This is a genomic window from Curtobacterium sp. MCLR17_051 (assembly GCF_003234395.1).
Lineage (GTDB): Bacteria > Actinomycetota > Actinomycetes > Actinomycetales > Microbacteriaceae > Curtobacterium > Curtobacterium flaccumfaciens.
In genome coordinates this window covers 212,032-230,458 of the sequence record NZ_QKTA01000002.1, presented here as the reverse complement: position 1 = coordinate 230,458, position 18,427 = coordinate 212,032, and the positions used below count along the sequence as shown (strand labels likewise).

19 protein-coding genes are annotated in these 18,427 nt (G+C 71.0%); 3 read left to right on the top strand and 16 right to left on the bottom strand.

Going from position 1 to position 18,427, the window contains the following annotated elements:
- The first annotated feature begins 298 nt into the window (after positions 1–298).
- Positions 299–1,801, top strand: coding sequence for an IMP dehydrogenase (gene guaB, locus DEJ06_RS04205; protein WP_111038504.1), 1,503 nt, complete (start codon positions 299–301; stop codon positions 1,799–1,801).
- Positions 1,802–1,870: 69 nt separating this feature from the next.
- Here the strand turns inward: guaB and DEJ06_RS04200 are convergent, their stop codons facing one another.
- Positions 1,871–2,671, bottom strand: coding sequence for an SDR family oxidoreductase (locus tag DEJ06_RS04200; protein WP_111038526.1), 801 nt, complete (start codon positions 2,669–2,671; stop codon positions 1,871–1,873).
- Between the two features lie 262 nt (positions 2,672–2,933).
- Here DEJ06_RS04200 and DEJ06_RS04195 point away from each other — a divergent pair, with 262 nt between their 5' ends.
- On the top strand, positions 2,934–4,262 hold the full coding sequence (locus DEJ06_RS04195; RefSeq protein WP_071404636.1) for an ABC transporter substrate-binding protein: 1,329 nt from the start codon (positions 2,934–2,936) through the stop codon (positions 4,260–4,262).
- A gap of 173 nt (positions 4,263–4,435) precedes the next feature.
- On the opposite strand, the gene rarD is transcribed toward DEJ06_RS04195, so the two are convergent.
- Together rarD and groES are read right to left on the bottom strand one after the other, a co-directional pair.
- Entirely contained in the window at positions 4,436–5,383 is a 948-nt protein-coding gene (rarD, locus tag DEJ06_RS04190; RefSeq protein WP_181436716.1) for an EamA family transporter RarD, read from the bottom strand.
- Between the two features lie 163 nt (positions 5,384–5,546).
- Positions 5,547–5,843, bottom strand: coding sequence for a co-chaperone GroES (groES, locus tag DEJ06_RS04185; protein WP_017885484.1), 297 nt, complete (start codon positions 5,841–5,843; stop codon positions 5,547–5,549).
- A 160-nt stretch (positions 5,844–6,003) separates the two neighbouring features.
- On the opposite strand from groES, the gene DEJ06_RS04180 reads away from it, so the two are divergent.
- On the top strand, positions 6,004–7,206 hold the full coding sequence (locus tag DEJ06_RS04180; RefSeq protein WP_111038503.1) for a class I SAM-dependent methyltransferase: 1,203 nt from the start codon (positions 6,004–6,006) through the stop codon (positions 7,204–7,206).
- A 57-nt stretch (positions 7,207–7,263) separates the two neighbouring features.
- Here the strand turns inward: DEJ06_RS04180 and DEJ06_RS18475 are convergent, their stop codons facing one another.
- From DEJ06_RS18475 to glmS, 13 genes are all read right to left on the bottom strand, one after another.
- Positions 7,264–8,031 carry a DUF4190 domain-containing protein gene (locus DEJ06_RS18475; RefSeq protein ID WP_220036486.1) on the bottom strand — a complete coding sequence of 256 codons (768 nt, stop codon included), beginning with the start codon at positions 8,029–8,031 and terminating at the stop codon, positions 7,264–7,266.
- 86 nt (positions 8,032–8,117) lie between these two features.
- Positions 8,118–9,173: a tRNA (adenosine(37)-N6)-threonylcarbamoyltransferase complex transferase subunit TsaD gene (gene tsaD / locus DEJ06_RS04170; protein ID WP_111038502.1), complete on the bottom strand. Its 1,056-nt coding sequence runs from the start codon at positions 9,171–9,173 to the stop codon at positions 8,118–8,120.
- Positions 9,160–9,705 (bottom strand): ribosomal protein S18-alanine N-acetyltransferase, encoded by a 546-nt coding sequence (gene rimI, locus DEJ06_RS04165; protein ID WP_111038501.1) that lies wholly within the window; start codon positions 9,703–9,705, stop codon positions 9,160–9,162. The genes tsaD and rimI overlap by 14 nt, the downstream gene beginning before the upstream one ends.
- The gene (gene tsaB, locus DEJ06_RS04160; RefSeq protein ID WP_111038500.1) at positions 9,702–10,337 is read right to left on the bottom strand and encodes a tRNA (adenosine(37)-N6)-threonylcarbamoyltransferase complex dimerization subunit type 1 TsaB; all 636 of its coding nucleotides are present in this window, start codon (positions 10,335–10,337) and stop codon (positions 9,702–9,704) included. The genes rimI and tsaB overlap by 4 nt, the downstream gene beginning before the upstream one ends.
- A 31-nt stretch (positions 10,338–10,368) precedes the next feature.
- Entirely contained in the window at positions 10,369–11,535 is a 1,167-nt protein-coding gene (locus tag DEJ06_RS04155) for a Fic family protein (protein ID WP_111038499.1), read from the bottom strand.
- Positions 11,536–11,649: 114 nt separating this feature from the next.
- Entirely contained in the window at positions 11,650–12,144 is a 495-nt protein-coding gene (locus DEJ06_RS04150) for a hypothetical protein (protein WP_146245783.1), read from the bottom strand.
- Between the two features lie 37 nt (positions 12,145–12,181).
- A complete protein-coding gene (locus tag DEJ06_RS04145; protein WP_111038497.1) occupies positions 12,182–12,790 on the bottom strand; it encodes an NAD(P)H-dependent oxidoreductase in 609 nt (202 codons plus the stop codon).
- Positions 12,791–12,854: 64 nt separating this feature from the next.
- Positions 12,855–13,325, bottom strand: a complete 471-nt coding sequence (locus DEJ06_RS04140; RefSeq protein ID WP_111032258.1) for a GNAT family N-acetyltransferase — start codon at positions 13,323–13,325, stop codon at positions 12,855–12,857.
- 11 nt (positions 13,326–13,336) lie between these two features.
- Positions 13,337–13,855, bottom strand: a complete 519-nt coding sequence (tsaE, locus tag DEJ06_RS04135) for a tRNA (adenosine(37)-N6)-threonylcarbamoyltransferase complex ATPase subunit type 1 TsaE (RefSeq protein WP_181436714.1) — start codon at positions 13,853–13,855, stop codon at positions 13,337–13,339.
- Positions 13,852–15,018, bottom strand: a complete 1,167-nt coding sequence (gene alr / locus DEJ06_RS04130; RefSeq protein ID WP_181436712.1) for an alanine racemase — start codon at positions 15,016–15,018, stop codon at positions 13,852–13,854. Before alr (DEJ06_RS04130) ends, tsaE begins: the two co-directional genes overlap by 4 nt.
- Positions 15,015–16,118 carry an alanine racemase gene (gene alr / locus DEJ06_RS04125; RefSeq protein WP_111038495.1) on the bottom strand — a complete coding sequence of 368 codons (1,104 nt, stop codon included), beginning with the start codon at positions 16,116–16,118 and terminating at the stop codon, positions 15,015–15,017. Before alr (DEJ06_RS04125) ends, alr (DEJ06_RS04130) begins: the two co-directional genes overlap by 4 nt.
- Positions 16,115–16,510: a holo-ACP synthase gene (locus DEJ06_RS04120; protein ID WP_111038494.1), complete on the bottom strand. Its 396-nt coding sequence runs from the start codon at positions 16,508–16,510 to the stop codon at positions 16,115–16,117. Before DEJ06_RS04120 ends, alr (DEJ06_RS04125) begins: the two co-directional genes overlap by 4 nt.
- Positions 16,511–16,518: 8 nt before the next feature.
- Positions 16,519–18,366 (bottom strand): glutamine--fructose-6-phosphate transaminase (isomerizing), encoded by a 1,848-nt coding sequence (gene glmS / locus DEJ06_RS04115; protein WP_111038493.1) that lies wholly within the window; start codon positions 18,364–18,366, stop codon positions 16,519–16,521.
- Positions 18,367–18,427: the final 61 nt, after the last annotated feature.

The window sequence follows — 18,427 nt, the reverse complement described above, 5'->3', positions numbered from 1 at the left end:
TGGCGGAGGCGGAACAGGCGCGGCTGCGCCCGTCCCGGAGGAGTGATGGATCCCACGGAAGAGCCTCTCGTTCGGATGACGAGGAACCTATGGGGATTTTGTGACACCCGTGTTTCCAACACGTTCCCTGTGTGATTCGTACCCGAACTGTGACGTTGTGGAGGAATGCTCCGAGGCGGGCGCGATCCGTGCCTCCAGGCGGAATGCGGCGACAGCCGCTCGCGTTACCATGTCCTATCCGGAACCCGTCGTCGTGTTCCCGGTGTCTCGACACTTCACTCGCCCACGAAGGGGACCCATGGACCAGCCGGATCCGTTCGGATTCATCGGACTCACGTACGACGACGTCATGCTGCTGCCCGGGCACACCGACGTCATCCCGAGCGAGGCGTCCACGGCGTCCCGGCTCACCAAGCGGATCTCCGTCAACGTCCCGCTGCTCTCCGCCGCGATGGACACCGTCACCGAAGCCCGCATGGCCATCGCCATGGCGCGCCAGGGCGGCATCGGGATCCTGCACCGCAACCTGTCCATCGAGGACCAGGCTGCCTACGTCGACAAGGTCAAGCGCTCCGAGTCGGGCATGATCACCAACCCGGTGACCACCACCCCGGACGCCACCGTGGCCGAAGTCGACGCGCTCTGCGGCCAGTTCCGCGTCTCCGGCCTGCCGGTCGTCGAGCAGGACGGCACCCTCGTCGGCATCATCACGAACCGCGACATGCGCTTCGTGGCCACGTTCGAGCAGGCCACCACGTACGTGCGCGACGTGATGACGAAGGCCCCGCTGATCACCGCGATGGAGGGCATCGACCCCGAAGAGGCGATCGCCATCTTCGCGCAGCACAAGATCGAGAAGCTGCCGCTGGTCGACGCCGAGGGCAAGCTCCGCGGCCTCATCACCGTCAAGGACTTCGACAAGAGTGAGCAGTACCCGGACGCCACGAAGGACGACGAGGGCCGACTCCGCGTCGGTGCCGCGATCGGCTTCTTCGGCGACGCGTGGCAGCGTGCCGAGGCCCTGCGTGACGCCGGCGTCGACGTGCTCGTCGTCGACACCGCCAACGGTGAGAGCGAAGGCGTGCTCGACATGGTCCGCCGCCTCAAGGCCGACCCGACGTTCGACGCGATCGACGTCATCGGCGGCAACGTCGCCACCCGCGCGGGCGCCCAGGCGCTCATCGACGCCGGTGTGGACGCCGTCAAGGTCGGTGTCGGCCCGGGCTCCATCTGCACCACGCGCGTCGTCGCCGGTGTCGGTGTGCCGCAGGTGACCGCCGTGTACGAGGCCTCCCTCGCCGCACGCGAAGCCGGTGTGCCGATCATCGCCGACGGTGGCCTGCAGTACTCGGGCGACATCGCGAAGGCCCTGGTGGCCGGTGCCGACACCGTCATGCTCGGCTCGCTGCTCGCCGGCACCGACGAGTCCCCCGGTGACCTGGTGTTCGTGGGTGGCAAGCAGTTCAAGGCCTACCGCGGCATGGGGTCCCTCGGGGCCCTGCAGACCCGTGGCAAGAAGACCTCGTACTCGAAGGACCGCTACTTCCAGGCGGACGTGCCGAACGACGACAAGCTCATCCCCGAGGGCATCGAGGGCCAGGTGCCCTACCGCGGCTCGGTCGGCAACGTCGTCTACCAGCTCACCGGTGGGCTGCGGCAGTCGATGTTCTACGTCGGCGGTCGCACGATCCCCGAGCTGAAGGCCCGTGGCAAGTTCGTCCGCATCACGGCGGCGGGGCTCAAGGAGTCCCACCCGCACGACGTCCAGATGGTCGTCGAGGCGCCGAACTACCGCAGCTAGCAGCACTGCTCGACCAGACGCCCCCGCTCCGGACGGAGCGGGGGCGTCTGGCGTTCGTACGCGGACGCGTCAGGCCGAACGCCAGTCGTTCGACGTGATGTGCGAGCCGCCGTGCGGGCCCATCTGCAGCATCCCGCCGTCCACCGGCAGGGACACCCCGGTGATGTAGGACGACGCACGCGAGGCCAGGAACGCCACGGCTGCCGCGATCTCCCACGCGTTGCCCGGACGGCCGAGCGGCACACCGGGGCGGTCGATGGTGTGCGGGTCCTCGTCCTCTGCGCCGGTCATCCGGGTGGCGATCTCGCCGGGGGCGACGGCGTTCACGGTGATGCCGTGTTCGGCGAGCTCGATCGCCATGGTCTTCAGCAGGCCGCCGAGCCCGTGCTTCGCGGCGTCGTAGGCGCTCGAGCCGTAGCGGGGCTGGTGCTCGTGCACGCTCGTGATGCCGATGATCCGGCCGCCGGTGCCGGCCTGCACCATGTGCTTCGCGGCGGCCTGCATCGTGACGAAGGCCCCGTCGAGGTCGGTCGACACCGTGTGGCGCCACTGGTCGAGGGTCATCTCGAGGAACGGGGCGTTGTCGCCGGTGCCGGCGTCGGCCACGAAGACGTCGACGCCGCCCAGCTGCGAGACGAGGCGGTCGACGACGGCGGCCGCCCCGGCGAGGTCGGAGACGTCGATCTGCTCGACGAAGGCACGACGGCCGGTCTTCCGGACCTCCTCCGCGGTCTCCTCGGCACGGTCGGGTTCGGACAGGTAGGTGATGCCGATGTCCATGCCGGCTTCGGCGAGCGCGACGGCGGTCGCACGGCCGATCCCGGATTCGGAACCGGTGACGATGGCTGTGGTGGGCTGGAAGTCGCTCATGCGGCGGAACGTACGCCGGGCCTCCCGGGCGCCCTGCCGGACCATCCGCCTGGCGCAGGTCGGGTCGTCACGCCGGCACCGTCGTTCCTGCACCGATCCCTGTCCCTGCGCACAGGAACGTCACGGCTCGGTAACGAAACACCTTTGCGTACCGCCCCGTCACACGGGCGAAACACATGGACCCTACGTTTCTCGACATCCAGTGGAGGCGTCGCATTCACCCGAAGCGGCACAGCCTCCGCGCAGAGAAAGGGCTCCACGGATGATCAGAACCACCCGTGCCACCGCGGCACTGGCGTTGGCGGGCGCAGCAGCCGTCCTCCTCGCCGCGTGTTCCACCACCGGCAGTGCTTCCCCCTCGAGCTCGGCGTCGAGCGATGCGAAGAAGGATCCCGCCGCCAGCTGCAAGGCCCCGGACACCCCCGGTACGGACGCGCTGAAGATCGGCACGATCCTGCCCCTGACCGGTTCGCTGGCCTACCTGAACCCGCCGGCCGAGTCCGGTGTCGGCCTGGCCGTCAAGGACATCAACGCCGCGGGCGGCGTCCTCGACAAGGACGTCACGATCGACCCGGCGACCGACTCCGGCGACAGCAACGACATGACCGTGTCGAGCTCCGCCGCGACGAAGCTCGTCAACGCGAAGGTGCCGGTCGCGATCGGCGCCGAGTCCTCGTCCGTGACGCTGAACGTCATCGACCAGCTGACGAGCAACTGCATCGTCGAGATCTCGCCCGCGAACACCGCGACCGACCTCTCCGGCTACTCGTCGTACTACTACCGGACCGCACCGCCGGACTCGGTGCAGGGTTCCGCGCTCGGTCAGCTCGTGACCGGTGACGGCAACGCGAAGGTCGCCTTCCTGGTCTTCAACGACACGTACGGCACCGGCCTCCGCAACTCGGTGCAGGCTGCGGTCGAGGCGTCGGGTGGCCAGGTCGTCTACGGCGGCAAGGGTGAGGGCCAGGAGTTCCCGCCCGGCCAGACCACGTTCTCGTCCGAGGTGACCGCGGCCCTGGCCGCGAAGCCCGACGCGATCGTCGTCCTCGCCTTCGACGAGACGAAGTCGATCATCCCGGAGCTCGTGTCGCAGGGCAACGAGGCGAAGATCTACATGTCCGACGGCAACACGGCGGACTACTCGAAGGACTTCGACAAGGGCACCCTGACCGGTGCCCAGGGCACCATCCCCGGTGCCTCGCCGAAGGACGACTTCAAGAAGCAGCTCGCTGCGTTCTACAAGGACTCGTCGGGCAAGACGCTCGCCGACTACTCGTACGCGGCGGAGTCCTACGACGCCACCGTCCTCGCCGCCCTCGCCGCGGTGAAGGGCAAGGGCACCGACTCCGGCACCATCCAGGCCAACATGGCTGCGGTGTCGGGTGCTGACGGCGGCACCGAGTGCGCCACGTTCAAGGAGTGCAAGACGCTCCTGGACGACGGCAAGGACATCCACTACACCGGCCCGTCCGGCATCGGTCCGTTCGACGAGAACAACGACCCGTCGGCCGCCTACATCGGCATCTACAAGTTCGACGGCGACAACAAGCCCGTCTACCAGAGCGCCATCCAGGGTGCGGTGAAGAAGTAGGGCGCAGCCCAGCACCGCTCGCGAAAGCGACAGGCCCCCACGGAGGTTCCGTGGGGGCCTGTCGCTTTGGCGTCGGTGACCGGGATGCGCGGCAGGGCAGGGTCCGTCGCCGCAGCAGGACGGACCGACGGGCGGCCTGGAGGCCCGTGGTGCGTCCGTCAGACCGGCTCGGCCTAGGTGGGTGCGAGCGCCCGGCGACGGGACGCCCGCGCGGCGGCGAACGAGTCCGCCGTCAGCACCACGAGCGCGAGCCACACGATGCCGAAGCCGAACCAGCGTCCGGCCGACATCTCCTCGTGCTGCACGAGCACCCCGACGAGCAGCTGCATCACGGGCGCCAGGTACTGGGTCAGCCCGAGCGTCGACAGGCTCACCCGGCGTGCCGACGACGCGAAGAGCAGCAGCGGCACCGCGGTCGCCGGCCCGGTCAGCACCGTGATCACCGCGTGCCCCCAGCCCTCGCTCGTGAACGTCACACCGCCACCGAGCCCGGTCACACCGAGCACCACCAGCGCCACGACCGCGATCGGCAGCAGCCACACGGTCTCGATCGTCAGGCCGCTCAGGGCGTCCACGGTGCCGCCGACCCGCTTCTTCACCAGGCCGTACAGTCCGAACGAGAACGCCAGCGCCAACGAGATCCACGGCATCTGCCCGTAGCCGATCGCGATGACGACGACCGCCACGACGCTCAGCCCGACGGCTGCCCACTGCGCCGGACGCAGGCGTTCGCGCAGGACCACGACGCCGAGCGCGATGGTGACGAGCGGGTTGATGAAGTAGCCGAGCGCGGCCTCGACGGTGTGGCCGGTGGTCGTCGCGAGGACGTAGACGGTCCAGTTGACCAGGATCAGGACGGCGGCGAGCCCCATCACGAGCATCACGCGGCGCTGGGCCATCAGGGTCCGGGTGCGGAGCCACGACCGGGTCACCGCGATCGCCACCGCGCAGAACACCAGGCCGAAGACGATCCGCCACGACACGATCTCGAACGCCGCCGCGGGGGCCATGGCCGCGAAGAGCAGGGGCATCAGTCCCCAGAGCCCGTACGCCACGATGGCCTGCACCACGCCGACGGATGCCTCGCTGCGGACGGGTCGCGCCGGACTCGGTTCACTCACGGAACCATCCTAGGAACGACCGCCGACGCGTGGGACGCGCACCGGGCCTCCAGGCGGGGTGCGCGGGCTGATCAGGACCGGCGCACCCGGGTGACCGGCCCCGGACGCACGAACGCCCCGTCGGCCCGAAGGCCGGACGGGGCGTCCGTGGTGAGTACTCGACTCAGTGAACGATGACCGCGAGGACATCGCGGGCCGACAGGACCAGCAGGTCCTCGCCCGAGTACTTGACCTCGGTTCCGCCGTACTTGGAGTAGATGACCTTGTCACCCACGGCGACGTCGAGCGGGACGCGGTTGCCGTTGTCGTCGATGCGACCCGGACCCACGGCGACGACCTCGCCCTCCTGGGGCTTCTCCTTCGCGGTGTCGGGGATGACCAGACCGGAAGCGGTGGTCTGCTCCGCCTCGACCTGGCGGATGACGATGCGATCCTCGAGCGGCTTGATGCTGACGGCCACGGTGACCTCTTCTTTCTCGGTACGGACTCGGTACAGATGAAAACCGGGTTGGCACTTCGCACAGGAGAGTGCCAACGCCAACTCTAGGGGGCCTCTGGCACTCGGTCAATCCGAGTGCCAGCACATCCGGAGAACACGCAGCACCTGCGAGGATCGACGCATGGACGCCGCCGAACTCACCGCACTGCTGACCTCCGACGGGATGGCCCTGCTCGACCGTACCCCGGGTGTCTCCGACGGTGGCGAGATCGTCCGCGTGGTGTCCCGGCTGCGCGCCGAGGGACACGATCCCCGACTGGTCGCCGCGGTGCTGACCCAGGCGAAACTGCGGCTGAAGGCCCGCGGCAAGTTCGGCGACTTCGCCTCCCGCATGCTCTTCACCGAGGCCGGGCTCGAGCAGGCCACCCGGCTGCAGGTCGCGGCCCAGCACGCCGGACGCTTCGCGGCGGCCGGCCTCACCCGGGTCGCCGACCTCGGCTGCGGCATCGGCGGGGACGCCATGGCGATGGCGGCGCTCGACCTCGACGTCACCGCCGTCGACCGTGATGAGGTGACGGCGGCCGTCGCGACCCACAACCTCGCGGTGTGGCCGAACGCGCGGGTGGAGCTCGGTGATGCCGCGTCCTTCGACCTGTCCTCGGTGGACGGCGTGTGGATGGACCCCGCACGACGCACCTCCGGCCACTCGGACACCCGTCGCCTCGCCGACCCCGACGACTGGTCCCCCTCGCTCGACACCGTGTTCGCCGCGGCGACGACGACGCCGACCGGTGTGAAGCTCGGACCGGGCATCGACCGCGACCTGATCCCGGACACCGCCGAGGCGCAGTGGACCTCCGTCGACCGCGAGGTCGTGGAGCTCGCCCTGTGGTTCGGCCCCCTCGCCCGCCCCGGGATCCGCCGCGCCGCCACCGTCATCGGCGCACACGGCATCGCCGAGATGACCGGAGCGGCCGACGCCGACGACGCCGAGGTCGGACCGCTCGGCGCCTACCTGTACGAGCCCGACGGAGCCGTGATCCGCGCACGGCTGATCGGCGACCTGGCACGAGGCCTCGACGGGCACATGCTGTCCGAGGGCATCGCCTACGTCACGTCCGACCGCGCCGTCACGACCCCCTTCGCGCAGGGTTTCCGGGTGCTCGACACGATGCCGCTCGACGTCAAGCGACTGGCAGCACGGCTCGCCGCCGACGGCATCGGCACCGTCGAGATCAAGAAGCGCGGCGTCGACGTCGACCCGGCGCAGTTCCGCAAGCGGCTGCGGTTGCGCGGATCGGGTCGCGTCACGCTCGTGCTCACCCGCCTGGAGGGACGCCACACGGCGATCCTGTGCGAGCGGCTCACCGACACGGTCGGCTGACGGCCGGGGGCCGCGTGCGGTGCTGCGTGCGCGTCGGCGTCGGCGTCGGCGTCGGCGTCAGTTGACGAAGGCGCCGGAGTTCGAGCTGTAGTCGGAGTAGTCCGAGTAGTCCGACGCGTTCGCGATCGAGATCCACACCAGGGCGACGATCAGGATGAACAGGCCCGTCAGGATCCAGCCGCCGATGATGCCGGCGAGCGCCAGGCCGCGGCCACCCTCGCCGGTCTGCTTGATCTTGCCGAGGGCGATGTGGCCCATGATCGCGCCGGCCGGGCTCGTCAGGATGATGATCGGCCAGATGATGATGCCGCCGAACGCGAAGACGATCGACAGGATCGACAGGACGTTCGTCTTCGGGCGCTGCGCGTAGGGCTGGTACGTGTACGGGTTCGACGCGTAGGGCTGCTGCTGCGGCTGCGCGTACGGGTTCTGCTGCTGGCCGTACGGGTTCTGCGGGGCGCCGTACGCATGCTGCTGCTGCTGTGCCGCGTAGGGGTTCTGCTGCTGCGGGGCCGCGTACGGGTTCGACGAGGCCTGCGGTGCCGCGTACGGATTCTGCTGCTGACCGTACGGGTTCGACTGCTGCTGCTGCTGCCCGTACGGGTTCTGCGGCTGCTGCGGAGCACCGTACGGGTTCTGCTGCTGCGGGGCCGCGTACGGGTCCTGCTGCTGGCCGTACGGGTTCTGGGGCGCTTCCGGGGCCGACGGCGCCTGCGGTGCGTCAGGAGCCTGCGGGGCATCCGGGGCGGGCGTGCCGTCGGGCTGTCCGTTCGCCGGGCCGTTCGGCGTCTCGCCCGGCTTCGGCCACTCGTTCTGATCGGACACCGTCCACCCCTCTCGGGCGTCCGGTCTCTCCGACGCCCGTGTGAATCCTCCCACAGGCTCCCGAAGAAGGACCGGGGCCGAACTGGTCAGACCTGGACGGTCGTCACCGGCAGGGTCGAGTCCGCCGCGATGCCGAGGTCGCTCGGCGCGTGCCCCTCGGCCACGAGTCGGGCACCGACGGCGGCGATCATCGCGCCGTTGTCCGTGCACAGGTCGAACGGCGGGATCCGGAGCCGCACGCCCGCGGCCGCGCAGCGCTCCTCGGCGACCTGTCGCAGTCGGGCGTTCGCGACGACCCCGCCACCGAGCAGCAGCCGGTCGACGCCGGTGTCGCGGCACGCGTTCAGGGCCTTGGTCAGCAGGACGTCGACGACGGCCTCGCGGAAGCTCGCGGCGACGTCGGCCACCGGGACCTCGCGGCCCTCGTCGCGGCAGCGCTCGACCCACCGTGCGACGGCGGTCTTCAGCCCCGAGAACGAGAAGTCGTACCGGTGCGCGGCCATGTCCTTCGGCAGCGTCAGTCCCCGGGGGAACCGGATCGCCCTCGGGTCGCCGTCGGCCGCCGCACGGTCGATCTGCGGGCCGCCGGGGTAGGGCAGGCCGAGCAGCCGCGCGACCTTGTCGAACGCCTCGCCCGCCGCGTCGTCGATCGTCTCGCCGAGCAGTTCGACGTCGCCGACCAGGTCCCGCACCAGCAGCAGCGACGTGTGGCCACCGGAGACCAGCAGCGCGATCGTCGGCAGCTCGATCTCACTGCCGTCCTCGCGCAGCACGTCGGCGCCGACGTGCCCGACCAGGTGGTTCACGCCGTACAGGGGCTTGCCCGTGGCCACGGCGAGCGCCTTCGCGGCCCCCACCCCGACCATGAGCGCCCCCGCCAAGCCCGGCCCGGCGGTCACCGCGACGGCGTCGAGTTCGTCGAGGGTGACGCCGGCACGCTCGAGCGCCTCGTGCAGCGTCGGGGTCATCGCCTCCAGGTGGGCCCGTGCGGCGACCTCGGGCACGACCCCGCCGTAGCGCGCGTGCTCGTCCATGCTCGAGGCGATCACGTTCGCGAGCAGGGTGCGCCCCCGCACGATGCCGACGCCCGTCTCGTCGCAGCTCGTCTCGATGCCGAGCACCAGTGGTTCAGTCGCGCTCACCGAGGGCCTCCTGTCCGATGGGTCCGACGCCGGACGACCGCTCGGCGTCCGGGCCGGGCAGTTCCGCCCGCATCACCCACGCGTCGACGCCGTCCGGTTGGTAGTAGCGCGGCCGGGTCGCGATGTGCTCGAACCCGAACGCCGTGTACATCGCCTGTGCCACGGGGTTGTCCGCGCGCACCTCGAGGAACACCTCGCGCACACCGCGGCGCTGCGCTTCGTCGAGCAGTTCCGTGAACAGGACCCTCCCGAGCCCCTTGCCGCGCTGGTCCGCGGCGACGGCGATGGTCTGCACGTCGGCGACCGGGTTGCCCGCGAGCGACGAGAGCCCGGCGTACCCGACGACCAGCGGCGCGGACGTGTCGTCGGCCGTCTCGATCACGACGTAGTACCCGTGCGGTGAGTACAGCTCGCCGGACATCTGCGACGCCGACCAGGCGTCCGTCGGGAACGAGACGTGCTCGAGCCACATGATGTCGTCGAGGTCCTGCGGGTGTGCTCGCCGCAGGCGGAGCCCGTCCGGCAGGGTCACTGCTTCACCCGCTTGGGCGCACCCGGCACCGTGACGTCGGGGTCGCGCAGGTACAGGGGCGTGTCCTGGTCGAACGCCGCACCGGACGCGAGCCGGTCCGCGGCGAGCGAGCCGAGCCTCCAGGCCGGGATGGACGCGACCGTCACGCGGTCCCAGCCCACCGCTTCGGGCCGGGAGGCGCGGATCGCGTCGTCGAGATCGGCGGGCTTGGCGAGTCCGGGGCCGGCCACGCGGACGCCGTCGGCGTCGTAGGCGCTCCAGTAGACCTCGCGGCGGCGGGCGTCCGTGAGGACGACGAACGGACCGGCGATCCCCGAGTGGCGCTGGTCGAGGGCCACGGCGTCGTGGCTGACGAGGGGCAGGACGGGGACGCCGCGGGCTGCGGCGAAGGTGCGGGCGGCGGCGATGCCGACGCGCAGGCCGGTGAAGGGGCCGGGGCCCATGCCGGCGACGACGCCGGTGACGTCGGCACCGGTGAGGCCGGCCTCGGCGAGGGTCTCGGCGAGGAAGGGGCCGATCACCTCGGCGTGCCGGCGGCTGTCCTCGGTGTCGCGGGTCGCGAGGGCTTGGCCGGTGGCCGGGTCGACGACGGCGACGGAGGTCCCGGCGGAGGTGTCGATCGCGAGCAGCACCTGTCCATCGTAGGCGGGGCGGTGCAAGGAGTCAGTCCTCGTCGAGGCTGCCAGCGACCGCGTTCCAGATCTCGTCGGCACGCCAGCGCTCGCGACCGCCTCTGCCCGCTCGCCCGAGCGACCGGAGCCAGCCGTACTCCTCGGCTCGACGGAGCAACGTGGATGCCGTCGGCTGTGACACCCCGAGCGCCCTCCGGACCGACGCCACCGTGAGGACGGGGTTCTTGAAGATCACGTCGACGAGCCCGGGGAGCGCCGAACGCTCCGTCCGCGCAGCGAGGCGGTATCGCTCGCGGATCTCCACGAGCTTCCGGATCCGCTCGGCGCTGTCATTCGCTCGGACGGTCACCGCCTCGGCGAAGAACTGGATCCACTCGTTGACCTCTCCGCGCTCCCGAACGGCCTGCAACCGCTCGTAGTACTCGGTTCGGTGTTGTTCGAAGTACCCCGAGATGTGCAAGATCGGCGCGGGCAGGATGCCGTCTGCGATCAGCGAGAACCCGATCAGGAGGCGCCCGATCCGACCATTGCCGTCGAGGAACGGGTGGATCGTCTCGAACTGGTAGTGCATCAGGGCGCACTTCACCGTGACCGACATCGAGTCCAGTGGTGCGTTGACGAAACGCTCCCAGTCGTCAAGGGTCTCGGGAAGGTGGTCCTGGTGCGGCGGGATGAACCGGGCAGTCTCCGGTCGAGCGTTCGGAGATCCGATCCACACTGGTGAGCGACGAAGCTCACCGGGCGACTTCTCGTCTCCACGGACCTCCCGCATCAGGGTCTCGTGGAGCGAACAGATGAACCGTTGGGTGATGGGGAGATCTGCGAGGAGCGCCACTCCTTCGCGGGCGGCCCGGAGGTAGTTGTCCACCTCGCGGAGATCCTCGTCGAGGATCTCGTCGTCGTTCTCGACGCTGAGCACATCGCTCAGTGACGCCTGGGTTCCCTCGATGCGCGAACTCGCCAGCGCCTCCTGCGCCATGGACGGGCCGAGCAGGAGTTCTGGTTCCTGGATGAGCTGCCCGAGCCCGGCGAGCCGACCGATCGCGATGTCCGCGCGTGACACCGCAGCGTTCGTCACGGGCTCGAGGACGAGTTCGCGTGGGAGGGGCGCGGGGAGGAAGTAGGCGTGCGGCCACTCCGACAACGGACGCGTGGCGAGTGTGCCGAAGCGTTCTGATCGGAAGTCTTCTCGGCGCATCTCCTCATCATAAGCAAAGTGCCCTCTGCCCTATAACTTCAGATCGAACTTCCAAGCACCTGCACGTCGGGACGCGGGGACGTTCGATCCGTCATGCAAGTCAGGGGGCCGCGGCTAGTCGAAACGGACCGTGCTGGTGGGCGACGTCGCGCCCGTACCCGTCGCGGCCTCGTCCGCTGCTCCTCGAAGGTGCCGCAGCCGGGACCGCACACCGCCGTCCTGGCGACGCAGGACGATCGCAACGTCCACCACGGACATCCCCGCGGCCGTCATTGCCTCGAGCCCGGTGTCCTCCTGCTGCGTCCACGGCGCGTAGGCGGCGGGCCGGTCGAGCCGAGCAGCGTCGACCTGCGGGTTGCCGGTCGGTGCAGCCCGGACCACCAGCGGGGACGACGGGTCGTCCGCTCCGGACGTCGTGGCGACGGCCGGCACCGGCGCCGACGCTGACCGCGGGCCGGTCGCCCGGACGTCCAGGCAGACGACGGCGGTCACCGGATGGCGTGCCACGACCGCTCCTGCGGGCGACCGGAACACCAACTCGGTGTCGTCACGGTCCACCGTGCCGACCTCCACGTCGCTGAAGCCGCCGGTGTCGAGGACGATGCGCATGGTTCCCCCGTTCGCGCTGACCAGATCTGCTGCGAGGCTACCGGTCGCCGGCCGGGGCACGGTCGACGACCGCCCGACGGACACCCTCCACCGCCGCGGCGACCGCGCGCTCGCGGGCCTCGGCGTCCTCGGTCTCGGAGTCGTGCACGAACATGGTGGCGCCCCGCCGGGCACCGCAGAAGTCGACAATGCCGTGCTCGACCTGCGTCCGGAGCGCCTCGGCGTACCCGTGCCGTTCGTACACGCCGGCGTCGTCGCCCGCGATCGGCACCAGGTGGACAGTGAGCCGTTCGAGCGCCCGACGGATGCCGCCGTCCGGGTCGACGTCGAACGCCCAGCCGTTCACGAACACGCGGTCGATCCACCCCTTGAGCACCGCGGGCACGGACCACCACCAGACCGGGAACACGAGGACGAGGTCGGTGGCGCGGTCGATGCGCTGCTGCTCGGCGACGACGTCGGCCAGCGCGTCCGTGCCGGTCCGGTAGGTCTGCCGGTCGGCGAGGGTGAAGCGCGGGTCGAACCCCTCGGCCGCCAGGTCGGCGGTCTCGACCGTCCCCGCGGGCAGGGCGTCCCGCAGGCGAGCCGCGAGGTGGTGGGTGAGGGAGTCGGGGTCCGGGTGGGCGGTCACGATGAGCGTCGGCACACCGCATCCTCCCGGAGCCGGCTGGGTGGTACCGGGACACCCGCTGTCGCCCTGCCGCGCCGGCTCACACCGCGGTCAGGTCGAGGGACCAGGCGACCTCGCGCGCGAGCTGCCCGGTCCGCCGGAACGACCGGACCTGGTGGGTGGCGGCCAGGGCGGCCGCCAGGTCGTCGCGGTCGGCGAGGGTGAACCCGAGCGACTGCCAGAACGGTCCGGAGCGCCGCGAGAACAGCCACGCCCGTCGCGCGCCCGTGACCGCGGCGTGGTCGACGGCGAAGCGCGCGAGCCGGGTGCCGTGGCCGAGCCCCCGGAGCTGCGGCGCGACCGCCACGCTGCGGACGAGCACGTGGACGCCGTCGGCGCTCGTCTCGTACCCGGTGCTGCCGACCACGCGGCCGTCCTCGGCACGGTCAACCCACAGCCGGACGGTCGGCTCGAGACCGGCACGGTCGTGGCCAGCACGGTCGAGCCCGGCGACGGTCAGGTCGGCACCGACGAGGAAGGTGCGGAGGTCGTCGACCGCACCGGTGTCCACGCGCTGCAGGGTCAGAGGTCGACGCCCGTCCAGCGCGGCCCCGTCGCGGTGACGACGACCCGGCGCGGCTCGTCGGGCACGTCGTCCGGATCGAGGTCGTCGTCGACACCGTGGTCGGCCGCGTCGGCACCGGTGGCGCGCGTGATCTCGACGTCGAGCACGCTGTCGCTGATGCCGTCGACCATGCCGCGACCCCACTCGACGACGACGATGGCGGCATCCCAGTCGAGGTCGAGGTCGTCGAGCTCGACCGGGTCGGACAGACGGTAGGCGTCGACGTGCACCAGGTCGGGTCCGGCGGTCGTCGGGTGCGTCCGGGCGAGGACGAAGGTCGGGCTGGACACCTGGCCGCGCGCGCCGAGTGCGGCGCCGAGCCCGCGCGTCAGGGTCGTCTTGCCGGCACCGAGCGGCCCGGTCAGCACGACGAGGTCCCCCGCGCGCAGCACCGCGGCCAACCGGGCCCCGAGCTCCCCCATCGCCTCGGTGCCGTCGACGGTGGTGTCGAGCAGGACGTGCGGCAACTCGGTCACGGCCGCTCGCCCCGCAGGTACTCCCCGACCCGTCCCTCGATGTCGTGGCCCTCGTAGAACCGGGGCACGCGGCTGCCGATGCGGCAGACGATCTCTTCACCGATGGTCTCGAGCGCCGCGCCCCACTCGAGCACGGTCATCTCGTCGTGCTCGCCGGTGCCGAACAGCACGACGGCGTCGCCGGTCTGCACGTCGTCCTCGCCGACGTCCACCAGGAACTGGTCCATCGCGACGCGGCCGGCGATCGGGTAGCGCTTGCCGCCGATCGCGACCTCGATGCGGCCCTGCGCCAGACGCGGGACCCCGTCGGCGTACCCGACGGGCACGAGCGCCAGGGTCGTCTCGGTCGCCGTGCGGTACGTGTAGTCGTAGGAGACGCCGGTGTCGACGGGGACGCGCTTCGTCTTCGCGACCGACGCGGTCAGGGTCATCACCGGCTCGAGTCCGAGGTCGGCCGCCGAGACGCCGTCGGCTCCGGGGATGCCGAACAGGTTCGCACCCATCCGGACCATGTCCTTGCGGAACTCCTTGCGCTCCAGCCCCGCGAGCGACGCGGCGACGTGCTCCATCGGGACGTCGAGCCCCAGGTCCTCGGCGATCTCGATCGCGGCGTCGAACACGGCGACCGCGGCGCTGTCCTCGTGGTCGGACGCCTCGGCCAGGTGCGTGTACGCGGCGACGACCTCGATGCGGCCGTTCCGCTGGGCGTCCCGGGCGAGCTCGACGAGCGCCGGCCAGTCCGCCGGGGTCGCGCCGTCGCGGTGCAGGCCGGAGTCGACGCCGAGGTGCACCCGGGCCGGTCGCTGGTCGACGGCGTCGACGATGCGCTGCAGCTCGGCGACGTTCGAGACGCCGAGGTCGACGGCCGAGTCGATGGCGTCACGGAAGTCCAGGTCGGGGTCGTGCTGCCAGGTGAACAGGTGGACGTCCTCGCCGACGCCGATCGAGCGCAGCCGCAGGGCCGCGGGCACCGTCAGCACGCCGATCCAGCGGATGCCGGCGTCGACGGCGGCGAGCGCGATCGGCTCGAGGCCGTGCCCGTACGCGTCGGCCTTCATGATCGCCATCACGGCGACCGGGTCCATCCACTCACGGACACGGTCGAGGTTGGCACGGTAGGCGTCGAGGTCGATGCGGGCCTGGCGCAGCGGTGCGGAGCTCACGTCGTCCTCCGTTCCACGCTGCGGCCGATCCGGGCGACCACCTCGTAGTTGATCGTGCCGATGGCGTCGGCCCAGTCCTCGACGGCTGGGTCGCCGTTCGCGGGGTCGCCCCACAGCACGGCCTCGTCACCGACCCGCACGTCGGCGTCGCCGATCTCGACGTGCATGGCGTTCATCGCGACCCGTCCGACCACCGGGAACGTCCGGTCGCCGATCCGAACCGAGACCCGGTTGCCGAAGTCCCGGTCGAAGCCGTCCGCGTAGCCGAGGCCGATCACGGCGAGACGGGTGTCCGTCTCGGCGCGCCAGGTGTAGCCGTAGGACACACCGTCGCCCGCGGCGACCGGCACGGTGCGGAGCACGGCGGCGGTGACCCGCATCGCGGGGCGCAGCCCCAGGTCAGCAGAGGTGCGACCGTCGAAGGGGCTCAGCCCGTACAGGGCGAGCCCGACGCGGGACAGGTCGTGGCGGGTCTCCGGCACGGCGATGCTCGCGGCACTCGCGGCGAGGTGCACCACGTCCGGCACGATGCCGTTCGCGGCGAGGCCGTCCAGCGCCCGCTGCAGTGCGGCGTCCTGGTCGAGGTCGTCGGTGCGCGACGCGTTCGACAGGTGGGACATGAGCCCCTCGACCCGGGTGCGGTTGCCGCCGCGGGCCAGGGCGCCGGCGGTCGCGAAGAGCTCGGCCCACTCGGACTCGACCGCACCGTTGCGGCTCAGGCCGGTGTCGACGCACAGGTGCACGGCGCGGACGTCGGAGTCGGCTGCTGCGGAGAGCTGCTCGACGCTCGACACCGCGGGCGTGACGTCGAACTGCGCGGCGCGACGGAAGTCCTCGTCGGGGGCGTGCAGCCACGCGAGGATCCGGACCCCCTCGTCGATGCCGCCCTGACGGAGCGCGACGGCCTCGTCGATGTCGGCGACCCCGAGCCACTCGGCACCGGCGTCCACGAAGGCCTGCGCGGCGTCGAGGGCGCCGTGGCCGTAGGCGTTCGCCTTGACCACCGCGATGACCCCGGCCGGGGCGACCCGGTCGGCGATGGTCGCGTAGTTCTCGATCAGGGCTCCGCGATCGACCGTGATGCCGGTGAACGCACTCACCGGACCGTTCCTTCCAGGACCACGTCTGTTCCTTCCAGGACCACGAACGCGGTCGCGATCCCTCCATCATGCGAGAGCGACAGGTGCACGCTCGTCACGCCACGCGCGTCCGCCACCTGCCGGGCGCCCTGGTGCAGGGTGAGCGACGGGTTCCGCTGGTCGTCGGACACGACCTCGAGGTCCTGCCAGCTCAGCCCGGCACTCGACCCGAAGGCCTTGATCAGGGCTTCCTTGGCAGCGAACCGTGCGGCGAGGGACGCGATCGGCCGGGGTTCGCCGTCACGGACCTGCTCGGACGGCGTGAACAGCCGCGCCCGCATCGCCGGTGTGCGCTCCAGCACCCGTTCGAACCGCTCCAGGTCGACCACGTCGACCCCGATCCCGATGATCACCGTCGCGACTACTCGACGGTGACCGACTTCGCGAGGTTGCGTGGCTGGTCGACGTCGAGGCCCTTGGCCGCGGCGAGCTCCATGCCGAACATGTGCAGCGGTGCCACGGCGAGCAGCGGCTCGAACAGCGGGGTCGCCAGCGGGATCCGCAGGACCTCGTCGGCGAACGGCAGCACCGCTGCGTCGCCCTCTTCGGCGATCGCGATCACCCGGGCACCGCGGGCGCGGATCTCCTGGATGTTCGACACGACCTTCGGGTGCAACGACCGGGGGTCGCGCGGCGAGGGCACGATGACGAAGACGATCTGGCCCGGCTCGATCAGGGCGATCGGGCCGTGCTTGAGCTCACCGGCCGCGAAGCCCTCGGCGTGGATGTACGCGAGCTCCTTGAGCTTGAGGGCCCCCTCGAGCGCGATCGGGTAGCCGACATGGCGACCGAGGAACAGCACGCTCCGGGTGTCCGCCATCCAACGGGCCAGGTCCTTGATGCCGGCGGCGTCCTCGATGGTCTGCTGCAGCTTCGGCGCGAGGCCCTCGAGCTCGGCGACCTGCTCGGCGATCTGCTCGGTGGTGAGCGTGCCGCGCAGCGTCGCCAGGTGCAGCCCGAGCAGGTAGAGCGCGACGCCCTGGGCGATGAAGGCCTTGGTCGACGCGACGGCGACCTCGGGCCCGGCGTGCGTGTAGATCACGGCGTCGGACTCACGCGGGATCGTGGCGCCCTGGGTGTTGCAGATCGACAGGACCTGCGCACCCTGCTCGCGGGCGTACTTGACGGCCATGAGCGTGTCCATGGTCTCGCCGGACTGGCTGATCGAGACGACCAGGGTGCGCTCGTTCAGCACCGGGTCGCGGTAGCGGAACTCGTGCGCGAGCTCGACCTCGACCGGGATGCGGGCCCACTGCTCGATGGCGTACTTGCCGAGGATGCCGGCGTAGGCGGCGGTGCCGCAGGCGATCACGATGACGCGGTCGACCGTCGCCAGGCGCTCGGCGATCGGGTCGAGGTCGGTCAGCGTGACGGCGCCGTCGTGGACGCGACCGAGGATCGTCTTCGCGACGGCCTCGGGCTCCTCGCTGATCTCCTTCGCCATGAACGAGCTCCAGCCGCCCTTGTCGGCGGCGGAGGCGTCCCAGTTGACCTCGAACTCGGTCGGCGTCGCCGGGGTGCCGTCGAAGTGGATGACGTCGACGCCGTCGGGGCGGATCGTGGCGATCTCGTCCTGCCCGATCGACAGCGCGCGCTGCGTGTGGGCGACGAACGCGGCGACGTCCGAGCCCATGAAGTTCTCACCGTCGCCGAGCCCGACCACCAGGGGCGAGTTGCGACGGGCACCGACGACGACGCCGGGCTGGTCGGCGTGCACGACGAGGAGCGTGAAGGCCCCTTCGAGCCGCTGCACGGCCTGCTGCATGGCGGCGGTCAGGTCACCGGTGTCGCGGAAGGCGCGTCCGACCAGGTGCGCGGCGACCTCGGAGTCGGTCTCGCTGCGGAACTCGATGCCCTCGGCCTGCAGCTCGGCGCGGAGCTCGGAGAAGTTCTCGATGATGCCGTTGTGGATGAGGGCGAGCTTGTCGCCGTCGGCCAGGTGCGGGTGGGCGTTGCCGTCGGTCGGGCCACCGTGGGTCGCCCAGCGGGTGTGCCCGATGCCCGTCGTGCCGTCCGGGATCGGCGACGACTCGAGCTCGTCGACCAGGGCCTGGAGCTTGCCGGCCTTCTTGGCCGACACGAGGTCTCCGGCTGGGTCGACGACGGCGATGCCCGCCGAGTCGTAGCCGCGGTACTCGAGGCGACGGAGGCCACCGAGGAGGACGTCCTGGCTGCTGTTGCTGCCGACGTAGCCGACGATTCCACACATGGAACCGATCCTACGGTCTGCCTGGACGCCCACCCTGCGAAGTCCCGGGGGTGGGGATAAC